18 protein-coding genes are annotated in these 14,732 nt (G+C 59.6%); 5 read left to right on the plus strand and 13 right to left on the minus strand.

Features of this window, described 5'->3' with window-relative positions:
- Positions 1-97: 97 nt before the first annotated feature.
- The 7 genes from ACMG4N_RS01195 to ACMG4N_RS01225 all read right to left on the minus strand — a co-directional run bounded on the left by ACMG4N_RS01195 (position 98) and on the right by ACMG4N_RS01225 (position 4,022).
- Entirely contained in the window at positions 98-478 is a 381-nt protein-coding gene (locus tag ACMG4N_RS01195) for a sirohydrochlorin chelatase (protein ID WP_297765782.1), read from the minus strand.
- A gap of 171 nt (positions 479-649) precedes the next feature.
- On the minus strand, positions 650-1,558 hold the full coding sequence (locus tag ACMG4N_RS01200) for a histone deacetylase (protein ID WP_414432608.1): 909 nt from the start codon (positions 1,556-1,558) through the stop codon (positions 650-652).
- Positions 1,559-1,640: 82 nt separating this feature from the next.
- Positions 1,641-2,321, minus strand: coding sequence for a DUF4336 domain-containing protein (locus ACMG4N_RS01205; RefSeq protein WP_414432610.1), 681 nt, complete (start codon positions 2,319-2,321; stop codon positions 1,641-1,643).
- A 53-nt stretch (positions 2,322-2,374) separates the two neighbouring features.
- A complete protein-coding gene (locus ACMG4N_RS01210; protein ID WP_035246140.1) occupies positions 2,375-2,599 on the minus strand; it encodes a DUF3820 family protein in 225 nt (74 codons plus the stop codon).
- Between the two features lie 6 nt (positions 2,600-2,605).
- Entirely contained in the window at positions 2,606-3,055 is a 450-nt protein-coding gene (locus tag ACMG4N_RS01215) for a hypothetical protein (protein WP_414432611.1), read from the minus strand.
- On the minus strand, positions 3,049-3,681 hold the full coding sequence (locus ACMG4N_RS01220; RefSeq protein ID WP_414432612.1) for a cation diffusion facilitator family transporter: 633 nt from the start codon (positions 3,679-3,681) through the stop codon (positions 3,049-3,051). Before ACMG4N_RS01220 ends, ACMG4N_RS01215 begins: the two co-directional genes overlap by 7 nt.
- Positions 3,681-4,022 carry a DUF3703 domain-containing protein gene (locus tag ACMG4N_RS01225; protein WP_297765764.1) on the minus strand — a complete coding sequence of 114 codons (342 nt, stop codon included), beginning with the start codon at positions 4,020-4,022 and terminating at the stop codon, positions 3,681-3,683. The genes ACMG4N_RS01220 and ACMG4N_RS01225 overlap by 1 nt, the downstream gene beginning before the upstream one ends.
- An 80-nt stretch (positions 4,023-4,102) precedes the next feature.
- Between ACMG4N_RS01225 and ACMG4N_RS01230 the strand changes: the two genes are divergently transcribed.
- Both ACMG4N_RS01230 and ACMG4N_RS01235 read left to right on the plus strand, forming a co-directional pair.
- Positions 4,103-4,513: a MerR family transcriptional regulator gene (locus ACMG4N_RS01230; protein WP_414432613.1), complete on the plus strand. Its 411-nt coding sequence runs from the start codon at positions 4,103-4,105 to the stop codon at positions 4,511-4,513.
- 126 nt (positions 4,514-4,639) lie between these two features.
- Entirely contained in the window at positions 4,640-5,032 is a 393-nt protein-coding gene (locus tag ACMG4N_RS01235) for a hypothetical protein (protein WP_297765758.1), read from the plus strand.
- Positions 5,033-5,178: 146 nt separating this feature from the next.
- On the opposite strand, the gene ACMG4N_RS01240 is transcribed toward ACMG4N_RS01235, so the two are convergent.
- From ACMG4N_RS01240 to ACMG4N_RS01255, 4 genes are all read right to left on the minus strand, one after another.
- Positions 5,179-6,288 carry a DUF1513 domain-containing protein gene (locus tag ACMG4N_RS01240; RefSeq protein ID WP_414432615.1) on the minus strand — a complete coding sequence of 370 codons (1,110 nt, stop codon included), beginning with the start codon at positions 6,286-6,288 and terminating at the stop codon, positions 5,179-5,181.
- Positions 6,289-6,329: 41 nt separating this feature from the next.
- A complete protein-coding gene (locus tag ACMG4N_RS01245; RefSeq protein ID WP_414432617.1) occupies positions 6,330-7,352 on the minus strand; it encodes an imelysin family protein in 1,023 nt (340 codons plus the stop codon).
- A 21-nt stretch (positions 7,353-7,373) separates the two neighbouring features.
- Entirely contained in the window at positions 7,374-8,768 is a 1,395-nt protein-coding gene (locus tag ACMG4N_RS01250; RefSeq protein ID WP_414432619.1) for a di-heme oxidoredictase family protein, read from the minus strand.
- A 105-nt stretch (positions 8,769-8,873) separates the two neighbouring features.
- Entirely contained in the window at positions 8,874-10,154 is a 1,281-nt protein-coding gene (locus tag ACMG4N_RS01255) for an imelysin family protein (protein ID WP_414432621.1), read from the minus strand.
- Between the two features lie 264 nt (positions 10,155-10,418).
- On the opposite strand from ACMG4N_RS01255, the gene nhaD reads away from it, so the two are divergent.
- The gene (gene nhaD / locus ACMG4N_RS01260; RefSeq protein WP_297765742.1) at positions 10,419-11,654 is read left to right on the plus strand and encodes a sodium:proton antiporter NhaD; all 1,236 of its coding nucleotides are present in this window, start codon (positions 10,419-10,421) and stop codon (positions 11,652-11,654) included.
- A gap of 313 nt (positions 11,655-11,967) precedes the next feature.
- Here the strand turns inward: nhaD and ACMG4N_RS01265 are convergent, their stop codons facing one another.
- A complete protein-coding gene (locus tag ACMG4N_RS01265; RefSeq protein ID WP_414432622.1) occupies positions 11,968-12,249 on the minus strand; it encodes a hypothetical protein in 282 nt (93 codons plus the stop codon).
- Positions 12,250-12,442: 193 nt separating this feature from the next.
- Between ACMG4N_RS01265 and ACMG4N_RS01270 the strand changes: the two genes are divergently transcribed.
- Both ACMG4N_RS01270 and ACMG4N_RS01275 read left to right on the plus strand, forming a co-directional pair.
- Positions 12,443-12,763: a hypothetical protein gene (locus tag ACMG4N_RS01270; RefSeq protein WP_414432623.1), complete on the plus strand. Its 321-nt coding sequence runs from the start codon at positions 12,443-12,445 to the stop codon at positions 12,761-12,763.
- 19 nt (positions 12,764-12,782) lie between these two features.
- On the plus strand, positions 12,783-14,345 hold the full coding sequence (locus tag ACMG4N_RS01275) for a phospholipase D family protein (protein WP_414432624.1): 1,563 nt from the start codon (positions 12,783-12,785) through the stop codon (positions 14,343-14,345).
- A gap of 54 nt (positions 14,346-14,399) precedes the next feature.
- On the opposite strand, the gene ACMG4N_RS01280 is transcribed toward ACMG4N_RS01275, so the two are convergent.
- Entirely contained in the window at positions 14,400-14,594 is a 195-nt protein-coding gene (locus tag ACMG4N_RS01280; protein ID WP_414433292.1) for a hypothetical protein, read from the minus strand.
- Positions 14,595-14,732: the final 138 nt, after the last annotated feature.

The raw sequence follows: 14,732 nt of genomic DNA on the forward strand, positions 1-14,732 counted from the left end.
CGGCCTACGATTTCAACGCTTCCGCGCAGAAGACCCTCCCGGGCAAACAGGGCATCAATCTCTCTGGCGAATGTCGTGCCGTCCATGGCCATTCCCGCTAGTCCTGTTCCCCGATATGTTTGAGTACCAGGCCCGCCAGACCGTTGGCATTACCAAAATAATCCAGCAACTCAATGGTGAGATCGGGAAAACGTTGTCGGGCATCTTCCACCTGGGCAGGGATATCCTTGCCCACGTGCTTTCCCTTGTTGAAAAACAACGGATACAGCTGCACGCGGTTAACCGGCTGGTGCTCCAGTTGCTGAATCGCTTCAACCAGTGAGGGCTGCGCCAGCTCAAGGAAACAGGGCAGTACGGCCACATATTCTTCACCCGCCTCATGGGCGGATTGCGCCACGGTTTCCACCAGCGCGCGAAACTCGTCGTTGGCAGTGTCGCTGCGGCTGCCGTGAGCCATGATCAATAGGGCTTTGGACATTGTAGCTCCTTCGGAGCAGTTGAAAGTTGAAAGTTAAAAGTTGCAAGGGATACAAAGCGTGGCGTCATACCGGGTTGCCATTCGCCATTGCCTAAGTCACTGGTACTTTCGATCTTGCAGCGCGAACTGTAGAGGCTCCACTCACTACCGCCCCAGACCGCGTTTCAACTTTTAACTTTCAACTTGCAACTCAAATGCCTGCTCTATAACGATGCCGTGCCGCCTCGCCAGCGCTTCCCGGTCATCATCGTAGCCGCCACCAATCACCGTGGCCACCGCTATCCCCCGCCGGCGGCAGCGTTCGATCACGCCCCGGTCACGGTCGGCAATGCCCTGCTCGGTAATACACAGCCGGCCCAGCGGGTCATGCTCGAAAATATCCACACCGGCATCATATAGCACCAGTTGCGGACGCACGGTATCAAGCAGGGCTTCCAGGGTTTCGAACACCGTATCCAGATAATCCCGGTCAGTCATACCCAATGGCAAGCCCACATCCAGATCGCTTTTCTGCTTGCGCACCGGAAAGTTTTTTTCGCAATGGATGGAACAGGTAAAAGCCCGCGGTTCATCCGCGAGCATGGCAGCGGTGCCATCGCCCTGATGCACATCGCAATCAAAAATCAGCAGCCGCTCCACGGCGCCGCTGGCCAGCAGTTGTTTGGCGGCGAACGCCAGATCATTGAAGATACAGAAGCCGGAACCGAAATCGTAATGGGCATGATGGGTCCCACCGGCCAGATGGCAGGCCAGGCCCTGTTTCAGGGCAAGCTGCGCCGTAAGCAGGGTTCCCATGGGGGCAATACAGGTGCGTTTCACCAGGCCCTCGCTCCACGGCAACCCCAGGCGCCGCTGGGCCTTCTGATTCAGAGTGCCGGTAACGATGTCCGAGACATACTGCGGACAATGGGCCTGGCCCAACAGGGCCGCCTTGGCCCGGCCCGGACGAAATTCGTTGTCGCCATGGGCTATCCCCAGCCCCCGCAAATACCCATGCAAACGAGCGAACTTTTCCATGGGGAAACGGTGTTCGCCGGGAAAGGGAAAGCTGTAATCGGGGTGATAGACCAGGGGCAGCACAGCAGACCATTAACTGAAAAACGGTTACCGCATTGTGGCGGGCGCCGGCTCCTGGAGCAATGATTCCGCCCTTTGTGGCACCTTAAAACAACCACTCCAACCCGTGACGGGCCTGGTTGCGGGCGTTTTCGGTAATCACTTCGCCGTGGGCCAGGCTGAGTTTTTCGAAGGGCCATTCCAGGATGCGGGTAATGCTGGCGCGCGCCTTTCTGCGGTTCAGATACACCAGCCGCAGGATCGGATGCCAGCCAGGCTTTTGCCACAGGCCGCCCAGTTTCAGGTACCAGCGGGTAAAGCCATGGTCACATTGGCGGAAATTTTCGATCAGGTCGGCGGCGATCAGGGTACGGCTGGCGGAATGATAGAACACTGTCTCTTGCAACATGGAGCCTTCGATAAAGACCAGCTCGAAATCGCCCCCCCAATCCGGGTGCGGGGTTTCCGACAGGGTCGCATCCAGAGTCAGATCCTTGCGCTTGCCCGCCAGTTTGGCCGGGCCATGCAGAAGCGCCTGCGGGTAACGCTGTTTTACCTCGGCGGCAAACACATGGTGGAACAGGTTCGGGCAGACAATATGTTTCACCTCACCCAGTGCCGCCAACTCCGCCGCCAGGTCCTCATTCACCGGTACTGGCGAATGCAGAAGCAGACCGCCGCTGGACAGCTTCACTACCGTCATGCGGGACCCCACATGCAGGCCCATGAAGGCGTGAGGGACGGCGACGTGCCAGATGGTGTCGGTAAGCGATTGAAGCTGGCTCATGGTGTGATCCTTGCGTGTCTCTGAACCACCAAGACTAAAGACGAAAGGCCGTGCTATCCATGGCTTTGTCGTAACGGCTCCAGCAGCTTTTCAGTGCCGTCCATTTTCAACATCAGCGCCAGCGCCATCAGCCGGCCCAGCTCGCCGTTGGGGAAGCCCTTGCTGGCAAACCACAGCAGATAGGGTTCGGGCAGGTCGATCAACACCCGCCCCTGATACTTGCCGAACGGCATAGTACGTTCGATCAGGGCTTTCAGATCTTCCTGTTTGAAATCCATAGAAACTCAGCGGTAACGGCGACGCAGACGGCGGTGACGATGGCCGAAAAAGGCGCGAATAATCACCGACGTGACTGTCGGCAATACCCGCGGCTCGAACACCAGGGTGTCGAGAAGCCTACAGCCAGTGTCGCTATCCTCCAAGCGTCTTTGATGACGCCACTCTCGCATGCCGGTCATGGGTGAGGCCTCCACGAAACCCTCGCCGGGAGTGAGGGACAGCACCGTCAGGTCTGAATGCCCTACCGGCAGCCAGCCAAACAGTTTGATGGGGCTGCGAAACAACGGCCTGCCGGGCGTCAGTGGCATGTCCTGCAATACCCGGATACCCGACGGCGTCCCCATGGTCAGCCAGGGACGCATTTCGTGGTTGATCCTTTCCATGGCCGTAATGTCCTGCCACAGGGCAGCCCGGCTCACCGGCAACGCACTGGAAAATTCCAGTCTGATCAACATGACTCCTTTTCCTCCGCGCATTGCTGGCCGCCCTGTTCATCTCGTACCTGACGCAAAATTGACAGGGCGCTGTGGGTAAACAGGCCGGCAATCGCCAGCGCTACCAGCAGGTCCGGCCATCGGCTGCCCAGCCACAGCACCAGGCCGCCGGACACCAGCACAGCCAGATTGGCCAGCGCGTCATTGCGCGAACATAACCAGGCGGAGCGGATATTGGCGTCCCCTTGCCGATGACGCAGCAGCAACAGGGCACTGACCACATTGGCAACCAGCGCCAGCCCGGCCACCCCCATCATCATCTCTCCCTGGGGAGCGCTGCCCTGCCACAGGGCCCAGATACTGTTGGCCAGCACCACCACGCCCATGATCAGCAGGGAAAACCCCTTGATCCGGGCGGCACGCAACCGCCAGGCCATAGACTGCCCCAGCGCCCACAAGGTCAAGCCATAGGTGGCGGTATCGCCGAGGAAATCCAGCGCATCCGCCTGCAGGGCACGGGAATCCGCCAGCACCCCGGAGGCCGCCTCCACCACAAACATCACCGCATTGATTAGCAGCACCGCCCACAGCACCCGGCGATATGCCGGTGCCGGACTGGCCTGGATATCGGTATCACAACAGCCCATCAGTCAATCTCCATCAGTTCACGCAGGTCATCGGCAATCGGCATGGGTTGTAGCGGGCTGACGTTGGCGCCGCCGGTATTGCCCAGGGGCACCCACAGCCGCGACATCAAAATGGCCGCCGGCAGACGTAACAGCTGCCCCCGCACTTCGCCAGCATCCCGGCGCTGCAGCCCCACCTTAAGCATCCACCAGTGGCTCTGCACATGGGGGACGACCCGCTTCTGGCCCAGCACATGGGCCCGCTCCAGCAGCGCAAACGCCTGCTCCCAGCGTCGTTGCCGGTAAGCCAGCCGCGCCTCTCCCATGGCTGCCGTAAAAGCCTGTCGCTGTCGGTCATTCATGAAAGCCTCCTTGAACCCTTACCGTTATGGCACCATTAAAAAAGCTATAGTGACTACAGGTTCAAGCCCCCGGAGGCGCCATGAGCACCCTTTTTTCCATCGGCACCCTGAGCAAAGCCGCCGGCTGCAAGGTGGAAACCATCCGCTACTATGAAAAGATCGGCCTGATGCCCGAACCCGCCCGCAGCGAAGGCGGCCAGCGCCGCTATCACCGCAAGCACCGCGAACGGTTGCGGTTTATTCGCCACAGCCGCGAGCTGGGTTTTACGCAGGATGATATTCGCGAACTGCTCGCCATGAGCGAGCAGCATGGCCACGCCGACAGCATTGCCCGCCGCCACCGGGCCGCCGTACAAAGTCGCATCCGCTCGCTGACGGCATTACGTGATGAGCTGGACCGGATGATCGAAGAGTGCGAACAGGGACACGAGGGGGAATGCCGGGTCATTGAGGTGCTCAGCGATCACCAGGAATGCAGTGGTGACCACTGACGTTTTTTTCGGTTTACCCCATATGGGGGAAGCTCTTTTCTGTCCAGTTTCTACAATTAACCTGGAACGACGATTCCCGGTTGAAGACTCGCCGGGTCAAACCGATGGACAGAAAAGGGGAAAATCATGAAATGGACCTTTGGCCTTGCCACACTGCTCGCCTCACAGTTTGTTGTTGCGGACTATTATTCCAGCCTTGATGACGACACCTGCTGGGATGGCCGTAACAGCCGCGGCGGCCCCTGCATGGAAGTGCACGACACCAAATGGAGCCAGTACACCGAGGGACGCTTCACCGTCACCTTCCGCAACACCTGCAACAACCGTATTTATGCCCGCTTCTGCAATGAGCGCAATAACGGCTCCGAGGATTGCGGGGCCTCCGGAATTTCAGCGGGTAATACCAAGAGCTGGTCCACCAGTAACGCCAATGGCCGCTATACCTATAACTGGATCGGGGTAGAAAAAGGCTCTAAAGACTGGGTCTGTTCCGGCAAGGTATCCAACTGGCACGATTGAAACAGACGATAGAACTTCGCCTTGTGAGCAAGGATCCAACGGGCCACGGATGCTGGTCAGAAACCCGCTGTTGGAGCTTTGCTCGCAAAGCGAAGAGTTTTACTCCCCTCCCGCCATCAATCTCTCTGGCTTGCTGAAGAAACCGATCACCCTAGCCAGAGATGGTTATCCCACCAGCCATCAGGCAGTGTCAGCCAGTGACTTTGCACTGCACCGCCGGTGCAGTCGAAGTAACGACATTTTCCTTGCCCTGACGTCACCGCGAAGCCGGCAGGCACAGCGCCGACACCGGCACAGTCTGGCATGGCAGCATCCACCAGGGTCGCGGCGCTATCCAGATCCCAGATAAAGAAACGATTGCCGCGCGGGGCGGTCATCGCCACCAGGCGCTTTTCATTGTGAATGGCGATACTGGCGGTGTACTGCTTCATCATCGCCAGCTGAGATGTTGCCACCGGGAAAGGCTGATACGCTTCGCCAGGGCGTTTGATGGCCAACAGCGGCACACTGTCCCAGGGGGCGCCGTGGTATTGCTGCCCGGTAATCACGGTGCCATCCGCGGCCACGGCCAGATGGCGGATGCTGCTCTGTGATTGCGGCAGGGTTTCCTTGCTGATCCGTTCACCGTGGCGATCCATGACCACCAGACTCGGTGCCATGGCATCCAGGTTCACTTCCTCACGGCTCCCGCCTTCGGTGCGAATACCACCATTGCCGATCACCAGGGATTCGCCATCCGGCAGCCAGGCAAGCTGATGGGGGCCAACACCATGGCTGGACACTTCGCCGTCATGAATCAGCTGCAGGCGTTGACTGTCCAGCCGATATCGACCCACCACCCCACGCCCCGGCTCACCGGTGTCGTTTTCCGTGGCGTAAAGCCACTGGCCGCTGCGGTGGAAGACAGCGTGACCGTAGAAATGCCGTTGCGACTGACTGTGCAGGGTCTGCACCAGGGTGCCGTCACGCAGATCAACCAGATAGCTTTCCCGGGAAGGGCGGCGGCCGACAAAAAGCGCCAGAGGCAAAAAAGGATGCCGACAGACGTCGTGGCAGCGCTCTGCCACCGGGGTGGCAAAGGCGCGCCGACCATTGAGAAAATAACCGACGGCATAATGCTGGCCGGCGTCATCGTTACGGGCGGAAAGCAGCAACGGGGACTGGCCGCGCCCGGACCAGAGAGCCCATCCGCCAAGAGTGGCAGCGCCAGCTACCGCCGCACCAACACCCAGCAATTGTCGTCGTGTCAGTGACATCTCGTCTCTCCACAAGCCTAGCTAAATCCCGCTGTAGAAATCTAATCCCCATCGTTGGCGTTGAAGCCGATCTGGATTCCCAGATGCCGGGCCAGGTCAGTCTGTTGCAGGTTTTCCAGTGCATCCAGATCCGCATACAGCGACTGCAGCTGTGGTTGGTTGGCCTTGTCCTGCACCATGTTCATCAACGGGGCAGGCAGGGCAGCCAGCTTGTCGCGCACACTTTTGTAGGCCGCATCGATATCCCCCACCAGCTTGGCATCCCCCACCAGGGAACGGACCCGCTCCCACACCGCCTGGGCGCCCGTCAGGGAGGCCAGCAGGTTTTCCGTGGAATGACGGCTGCGCCAGGCTTCCGCCTGATAGGGCTGGGGCACACCGCTATTGAGCCGACCCATGGGCGTGCCCAGCTTTTTCTTCAGGGTATCAACGCCGGTGACCTGAACACGCAGGATGCCACCCAGCGCCTCACCCGCATTGGCATAACGCCCATTGGGGAAGCTCGTGAGTGTCTCCAGCATCCCGTCGGGCTGCTGCCACAGGTCAACAATCTCATTGGACAAGGTCAGCTGGTGACGAGCGATGCCCGTCAGCAAGGGGCAATATCGGCCCCGATTGTCAGTGAGGGCCGCCTGCTCATCGAAGAGCACATATTCAAACGCGGTAAGCCCCTGCACCACCACACTGGCACCCTCCAGTTGCGGCTGAGTCAGATCGGCAAATTCATTCAGCAAGTCCTCGGTCTGGCGCGCCACCATGTTGCGTTTGTCCGGCCAGAACTGAACCTGCCAGCTACGATTACCCTCGGACAACGGCCCAACCATCAAAGGCTGCAGGCGGGACCAGGCAGACTGGTTCTGGTGGAATGCCTGCTTCAGGCTGGCCAGTTCCTGATCGCCGCTGCACCAGGCCCGGGTGCTATCGAGCAAGGCGGCATTGCGGCTTTGCCATTGCTGATGGGCGGGCAGCAGCACCTGATTGGCCAGTTGCACGGTGACCTCCTGGCGAGGATTGCTGCAAGCGGCCAGCATCAAGGTGGTAATCAGCACTATCAGGCGTTGCATGGGAACCTCAGGGTGAAAGCCTTACAGCGAATTCAGGAAAGCCAACAGGGCGGCGCGCTGTTCGGCATCGAAATTAAGCACCGCGTCCCGGGAGCGGGCGGCTTCGCCACCGTGCCAGAGAATGGCTTCCATCAGGTTACGGGCCCGGCCGTCGTGGAGGAACTGGGTGTGCCCGTTCACCGCCTCGGTGAGGCCAATGCCCCACAGCGGCGGCGTTCGCCATTCCTGCCCGTTAGCCAGAAACTCCGGACGGCCGTCGGCCAGACCCGGGCCGACATCATGCAGTAACAGGTCGGTATAGGGGCGGATGGTCTGGCCGGCCAGCTCCGGTTCTGCGGCATCGGCGCCGGTGGTAAAGCTGGGCACATGGCAGCCCTGGCAATTGGCCTGGTGGAATAACGACTTGCCTTTGAGTACCTGCGGGTCATCCACATTGCGGCGGGCCGGGACCGCCAGATTGCGGGTATAGAACAGCACGCTGTCCATGATGCTGTCGCTGACTTCCACCTCACCGCCATTGGGCATGGCCAGGCAATCGGCCTGGCTGGGCGCGCAGGAATCCGTGGGTACCAGATGACTATTGAGCCCCATGTCGTTGGCAAAGGCTTCCGCATTCTGCTGTCGCAGGCTGGGCTGACCGGCCTTCCAGCCGAACCGGCCCATAGCCGTGGTGCCTGTGGCACGATCCCAGACCCGGTTGGCGCGGCCGCTGATACCATCACCGTCCTCGTCATGGGGATCGGCGTGGGCCAGCAGATCGGCGTCGGGAATCGCTTCCAGAAAGCCCAGGCCGATCATCGGCGGCGCAACGCGGGCGGAATACAGGGTAGCGGGGTGCATGTCTCCATAGGCCAGATCGGAAAACACCAGACGCGGTTTGCGCAGTTCCACCTGGTGGCCATCGGCAAAGGTCATCGTCTGCGGCTCATAGCTGACCCGCACCCGACCTTCCGGCGATAGCCCGGGGATGGCCGCATCCTGGAATTGGCCGCCGTAGTTGGGCTCTGGCACCAGACCGCTGCGGCTCAGGTCGTCGGTGGCACTGGCAGGCACCGACAGGCGTACCAGCATGGACACCGCCTGCTTGGCATCCGGGGCCGGCGGATGGCCACGACCATCCTTGATATGACAGTTCTGGCAGGCGTTGGTGTTGAACAGTGGGCCCAGGCCGTCCCGGGCATCGGTGGATGCCGGGGCAATCACCCAAGGGTTACGAAAGAAACTGTTACCGACACTGAAGTCCAGCCGGCGCGATGGCGACAGGTTGGCCAGCGGCAGGGAAAAGGCGTTCTGGTCGGTCTTGGTAACCGTGCCCTCGCCGGCTGACAGGTGCTCGCCGGGTTCCGCTTCGGTAAAACTCGGGCCCGGGTCGCAGGCGGCGAGCAGGGTGGCCAGAGTCAGCAGGAGATAACGCAAGGTATGAATATCCTTCTGTCTTGATGCGCAGCCGCAGGCGCCACGCTTCCAGGGTCAGGAAGGGCAGCAGCCCTTCTCTGCCCTGTCGCTGCGAAACACGATGCTTCAGAAACTATGGTTGGCGGTATCCGGATTCAGGGCCTGGATATCCAGTACCAGGGCCGCCTTTTCGATGCGGGTGGTCTGCTCCACCAGGGCGTCAATGGCCCCGTTCACCGTAGCAGCACCCTCGGCATTGCCCGGCGCGATCAGTTGATCGAAATGCACACCGCTGGCGGCACTATCGACCAATGCCTGCAAGGCCGCCTCGCTGGCATTCAGGTCGGCTTTCAGCGCCTCGTCCAGCTGCGGTTCGCTGGCAGCCACCAGATCACTGAGGGACGGGCCGCTGAGGGTGTCACCGTTTACCCGCTGGTACTCCCCCAGATAGACATTCTCGATGCCCTTGCCGTTATAGAAATGGGAAAAGTGAGTGTTGTCACTGAAGCAATCATGCTCGTCTTCCGGCGAATGGGCGGCCAGGGCCACCTTCATGCGCTCACCGGCCAGCTCGCCCAGAGACAGGCTGCCCATGCCGAACAGCATCTTGCGCAGGCCGTTTTCCACACTGTCGGCCGCCAGGTCGGCGCGATAGTTGTCCTGGTCCGGCTGCCATTCAGCCACCATGGCTTCCAGATCACTGATCAACAGATCGGTCACCACGGTCAGGTAGTCGCGGCGACGGTCGTTGTGGCCCCCGGTGGCATTGTCGCCGGTGGCAAAGTCCGTGGCCGGGCGTTCGCCGGCACCAGCATCGGTGCCATTCAGGTCCTGCCCCCAGAGCAGAAATTCGATGGCGTGATAGCCGGTGGCCACATTCACCTCGGACCCGCCCAGCTCGTTCAGGCTGGCCAGCAGATCGGCATCCAGCTCACTCAGATCCAGCTGCTGTTCGCCAATCTTCAATGACTGGCTGGCAATGATATTGGCGCGGGCGCCCGGGTTACCCATCACCGCCTGATAATCGTCGGCCACGTAATCAATCAGGCCTTCATCCAGCGGCCAGGCATTCACCTGCCCTTCCCATTCATCCACCACGGCATTGCCGAACCGGAAGACTTCCGTCTGCATGTAGGGCACCCGGGCATCGCGCCAGGCCTGACGAGCCGCCGCCAGGGTCTGCTCATTGGGCTGCGCCAGCAAGGCGTCAATCTGCCCACGCAGCTCGCGAGCCTCGCTCAGGGCATCGCTGTAGGCAGCCAGCGCCAGATCGGCATAGTGGTTGATCACCAGCCGGGCACGGGCCTCGTCGTAGGACGGAGCCGGGGTGGCAGCGGGTTCATCACTGCAGGCAGAGAGCAGCAGAGAGGCCAGCAACAGGCCCCCGGTAGAGACGCGGGACAGCATGGAATTCCTCGAATATCGTGTAACGGCAAGTGAACAGGCGCCAGTCACAGGGGCACCCAAAAACGTCAGGACACAATAATGCGAATTATTCTCATTAATTTAAAGGGGCAAGGCAGCAAATTTGCTCTTTCATGGGGATTTTTTTTCATGCCCGGGGCGTTCACAGTAAATAAAAGCGGGATTAGTGGTGAACCGGGTTCACAAAGGGCCTAGAATACCGCCGCCCTCACCCTCAACACCTCCCTGCCGTGAGAGAGGCCCGTCATGAGCACCGTTTTACTGATCCTGGTCGCACTGGGTTTTCTGTCCATCGTCGTCGAAGACATGGTCCACATCGACAAGGCCAAGACCACTCTGTTCTTCGGCTCCCTGGCCTGGCTGCTGTATTTCATTGCCCCGCCGGCCCACCTGAGCCACCACGTCCTGATGGAACGGCTGGACGAAAACCTGCTGGATATCGCCACCCTGTGGCTGTTCCTGATGGCCGCCATGACCTTTGTCGCCTACCTGTCCGGCAAGGGCATTATCGACAGCATCGTCAACCGCCTGCTACCTACCCGCATCAGCGAACGCAAGCTGATGCTGCTCACCGGCCTGTTCGCCTTCCTGTTCTCCTCCCTGGCAGACAACATCACCGCCACCCTGGTGTGTATTGCCGTGCTGATGAATCTGAAACTACCGGCGGAAAAGCTGCTGCGCTATGTGGTCCTGGTGGTGTTCTCGGTGAATGCGGGCGGTACTGCACTGATCACCGGTGACGTGACCACGCTGATGATCTTTCTGGCGGACAAGGTGGAAATTCCCGACCTGCTTCTGCTCAGCCTGCCTGCCGCCGGTGCGGTTGCCGTACTGGCCGGCATGCTGTCGCTGGGGCTCAGCGGCGAGGTAGTGATCAAGAAACAGGAGACTGTCATTGATCGAGGCGACAAGGTCATTGCGGTGCTGTTCTTCGCCACCATTGTGGGCACCATTGGCGCCAACGTGGCGTTCGGCATTCCGCCGGTGCTGTGCTTCCTGTTCGGCCTGTCGCTGATGTTCCTGGTGGTGCAGTTCCTCAACAAGGACGAACCGGTACTGGAATATATTCGCAAGATCGAGTTCGACACCTTGCTGTTTTTCCTGGGCGTTTTGCTGTTGGTGGGGATGCTCAAGGAACTGGGGATGCTGGCCTACTTCCCGGCGCTGTATGATCTGATGCCGCCGGTGGCCGCCAACTTCCTGGTGGGAATCGCCTCGGCCCTGTTCGACAACGTGCCCCTGACCGCAGCCCTGCTCAATTCCGGTATCGACATGACCTTGCCAGAATGGCTGTCACTGACTTATTCGGTGGGCGTGGGGGGCTCCCTGCTGGTGATCGGCTCCGCCGCCGGGGTGATCGCCATGAGCAAGGTGGAAGCCCTGACCTTCGTCAGCTACCTGCGCTATTTTCTTTATCTGCTGGTGGCCTACAGCGTGGGCTTTGTGGCCGTGTTGGGGCTGGGGCAATTGCTGGTGATGTAGGGGAATCTGTTTTTACCACAGAGGGCACAGAGTTCACTGAGGGAAACCCCGTTTCTTCGAGGTAAATGTAGGGTGGGTTAGCCGTAGGCGTAACCCACCGATTGCGAGTTGCTTGTGGATTACGCCTACGGCTAATCCACCCTACACACAGACAAAAGTGATGATTTTTACTCCGTGCACTCTGTGGTGAAACACGACGGCGGCGTTTGCGCACGGATAACCCGCCCCATCATGACAGGAGCCGGACAATGGAGACCGGAGGGCTTGTTCTCTTCATGGCAAGGCGACACTGCCCGGTCTGCATAGCGAACAATCAGTTGGCGCCATAAAGGTCACTATTGAGATCTTTCAGGTCGCTATCCAGTTGCTGCCAGTTGCCCTGGCCATCCGCATCCATGTCGGCCAGCTCATGGTATTCATCAATACGCTGCTGCAAATCGGTGAGCACATCCTGCAGTGCCAACTGGTGGCGCTCCGCTTCTATGCCGGAATCCCCATTGGCACCGACACCCCGGGCTTCCAGCTGCTCCAGTTCCGCTTCCAGTTCATCCAGCTTGCCCTTGATGTCGGCAAGCATCTGCTTGGCATTTTCCATGATTATGACTCCTTGAAGTCGCTGCATGAATGCGGTTCCAGATTGGCCCGATTTCTCCCTCAGGGTCAAGACAGCACCCTGTAACGGTGTATTACGTAGGACAATCGGTCAGCGCAGACACCACAATTGTGGCTGCATCCCGGGGATTCCGTTACATTGCTGGAAATGATTTCACTGACAGGCCACGCAGGTAATGAAAAAAACCGCTGAACGGGCAGAACTGCTCAAGGACATGATTCAGGAAGCCATCGACGATGGTGCCACCACCGTGGAAGATGTACACCAGCATATCGCCAGCCTGCCCTTCGACGCACTGGAAAAACTGGGATTGTTTGAAGAACGGGCCAGCAATCTGAAAGAAAAACAGCGCAAGACCATCGGCCTGGTGTACGACACCATTCGCAAGGTCAATCAGGAAGTGGGCTCACTGATTTCGGAACAGTTTGCTGCTCTGGAAGACGCCCGCACCGCCTCGCGTAATATGGACAACAAGGACGAGCAGGACGACGACTAGTTCGTCCTGCTGATCAGGAATGAACCCCACCCTCACTCTCTCTGTTCGTCTGACGCTGATTGTTGTTGCCGCCTTTCTCCACGGCTGCAACAGTTTCCACCCCGGTGAGCGGCTATACAGCGACGCCCTCCCTCCCCCGACACAGGGGCCCTTGGTCGATGCCACGCAAGCCGCTCTTGGCGATCGCCGGCAAGATAATCAGTCCGGTTTCTATTTACTGCATGATGGCCTTTCCGCGTTTATTGCCCGGGTATCACTGATTGAAACCGCCCGCGCATCCCTGGACCTGCAGTACTACATCTTCAGTAACGACACCACCGGGCAAATCATTATCAGCCGGCTATTGGAAGCGGCAGACCGGGGCGTACGAGTGCGCGTGCTGGTGGATGATCTGGGCACCCGCGTGGACAACCCTCTGGTGGCCACCCTCCACGACCATCCCAACATCCAGATCCGCCTGTTCAATCCGGTCAAGGCCCGGGGCGGCCCCCTGCGCCTGATGGAAATGGCCGTCACCTTCGGGCGCACCAACCACCGCATGCACAACAAGTTGATGCTGGCTGATTCCCTGGTGATGATTGCCGGCGGTCGCAACCTGGGTGACGAATACTTTTCCAATACGCATCTGGATTTCCAGGATGTGGATGTGCTGACCACTGGGCCGGTGGTTCAGGCCGGCATGCAAAGTTTCGACGACTACTGGAACAGCGAGGCCTCTCTGCCGGTGGATCGGGTACTGGATGCAGAGGATTCGGACATGTCCCTGGCGCAAACGCGCGAGGCGCTACGCGCCTTCCTGGTCGAACAGCGTGACAGCGAGTTTGTCGATGCCCTGCGTGGCTCCAGCCTGGCTCGCAAACTGGTGGCCGGGGAAGTCCCCCTGGAATGGGGTACGGCAATCCTTTATGCCGACCCTCCGGGCAAGGCTCTCTCACATACCGACACACCGCGGGACACCTTCCTGGTGGAAGACCTCAAGAGAATGCTGGACAGCACCGAAGAACGGCTGCAGATCAGTTCCGCGTATTTTGTGCCTGGCAAACGCGGTGTCGCCCTGTTTCGCGATAAGGAAGCCGCCGGCGTGGACATCAGCATTCTCACCAATTCCCTGAGTACCACCGATGTGGCCATCGTGCATAGTGGCTACTCGCGTTACCGCAAACCGCTGCTGGAAAGTGGCGTGGACCTGTGGGAACTTCGCGCCGAAGCCGGGCAGCGTCAACGCATGCGCTGGTTCCAGGGGGAGTCCCGCGCCAGCTTGCACGCCAAGACCTTTGTCATTGACCACGACCGCAGCTTTATCGGCTCGGTCAACCTGGATGGCCGTTCGTTGATACAGAACACAGAAGTCGGTCTGCTGATTGAAAGCGAAGCGCTCAACCAGCAACTCAGCCAGTTGTTTGATCGCTGGGTCGCCGCCGATTCCGCCTGGCAACTTTCTCTCAATGAAGAACAAAAACTGCAATGGCAGGCAACGGATAACGGCGACGCCGTTATCCGTGAAAACGATCCGGAAACCTCTCGCTGGCAACGGTTTCGGGTCTGGCTATTGTCCTGGGTACCGATTGAGTCGCAGATTTAAACCGTACGCTCCGAAAACAGGCTGGCGCGCTGCCAAAAAAGAGCGGCTTACCTTTCATGGCTGCGTCTGGCCAATGCAGTATTCATCAAAGGCCGCCAGGCTGCGCTCAAAGCCTTTCTCTTGCGCCAATTCCCAGGGCCGCTCACAGGAATCGCTGGCCGGACACCACTGATACCCCGCCGAACCCAGGCAGCCATATTGGTCACGATCGCTACCCGGCATGGGCTGGCAGCCCGCGAGAAGCAGCATCACCGTTATTATCCGTGTTGTCTCCATTACCGGTTTCTCCTCCAGCCGACAGGCTCCGATAGCGACTCGCCCCGCACACCAACGATAGCGGCGCAGCTCGCCACCCAAGCTGAACCCATTTCACCACCCCAACCTTGC

It is taken from the genome of Alcanivorax sp. IL2 (assembly GCF_047495475.1).
Classification (GTDB): Bacteria; Pseudomonadota; Gammaproteobacteria; order Pseudomonadales; family Alcanivoracaceae; genus Alcanivorax.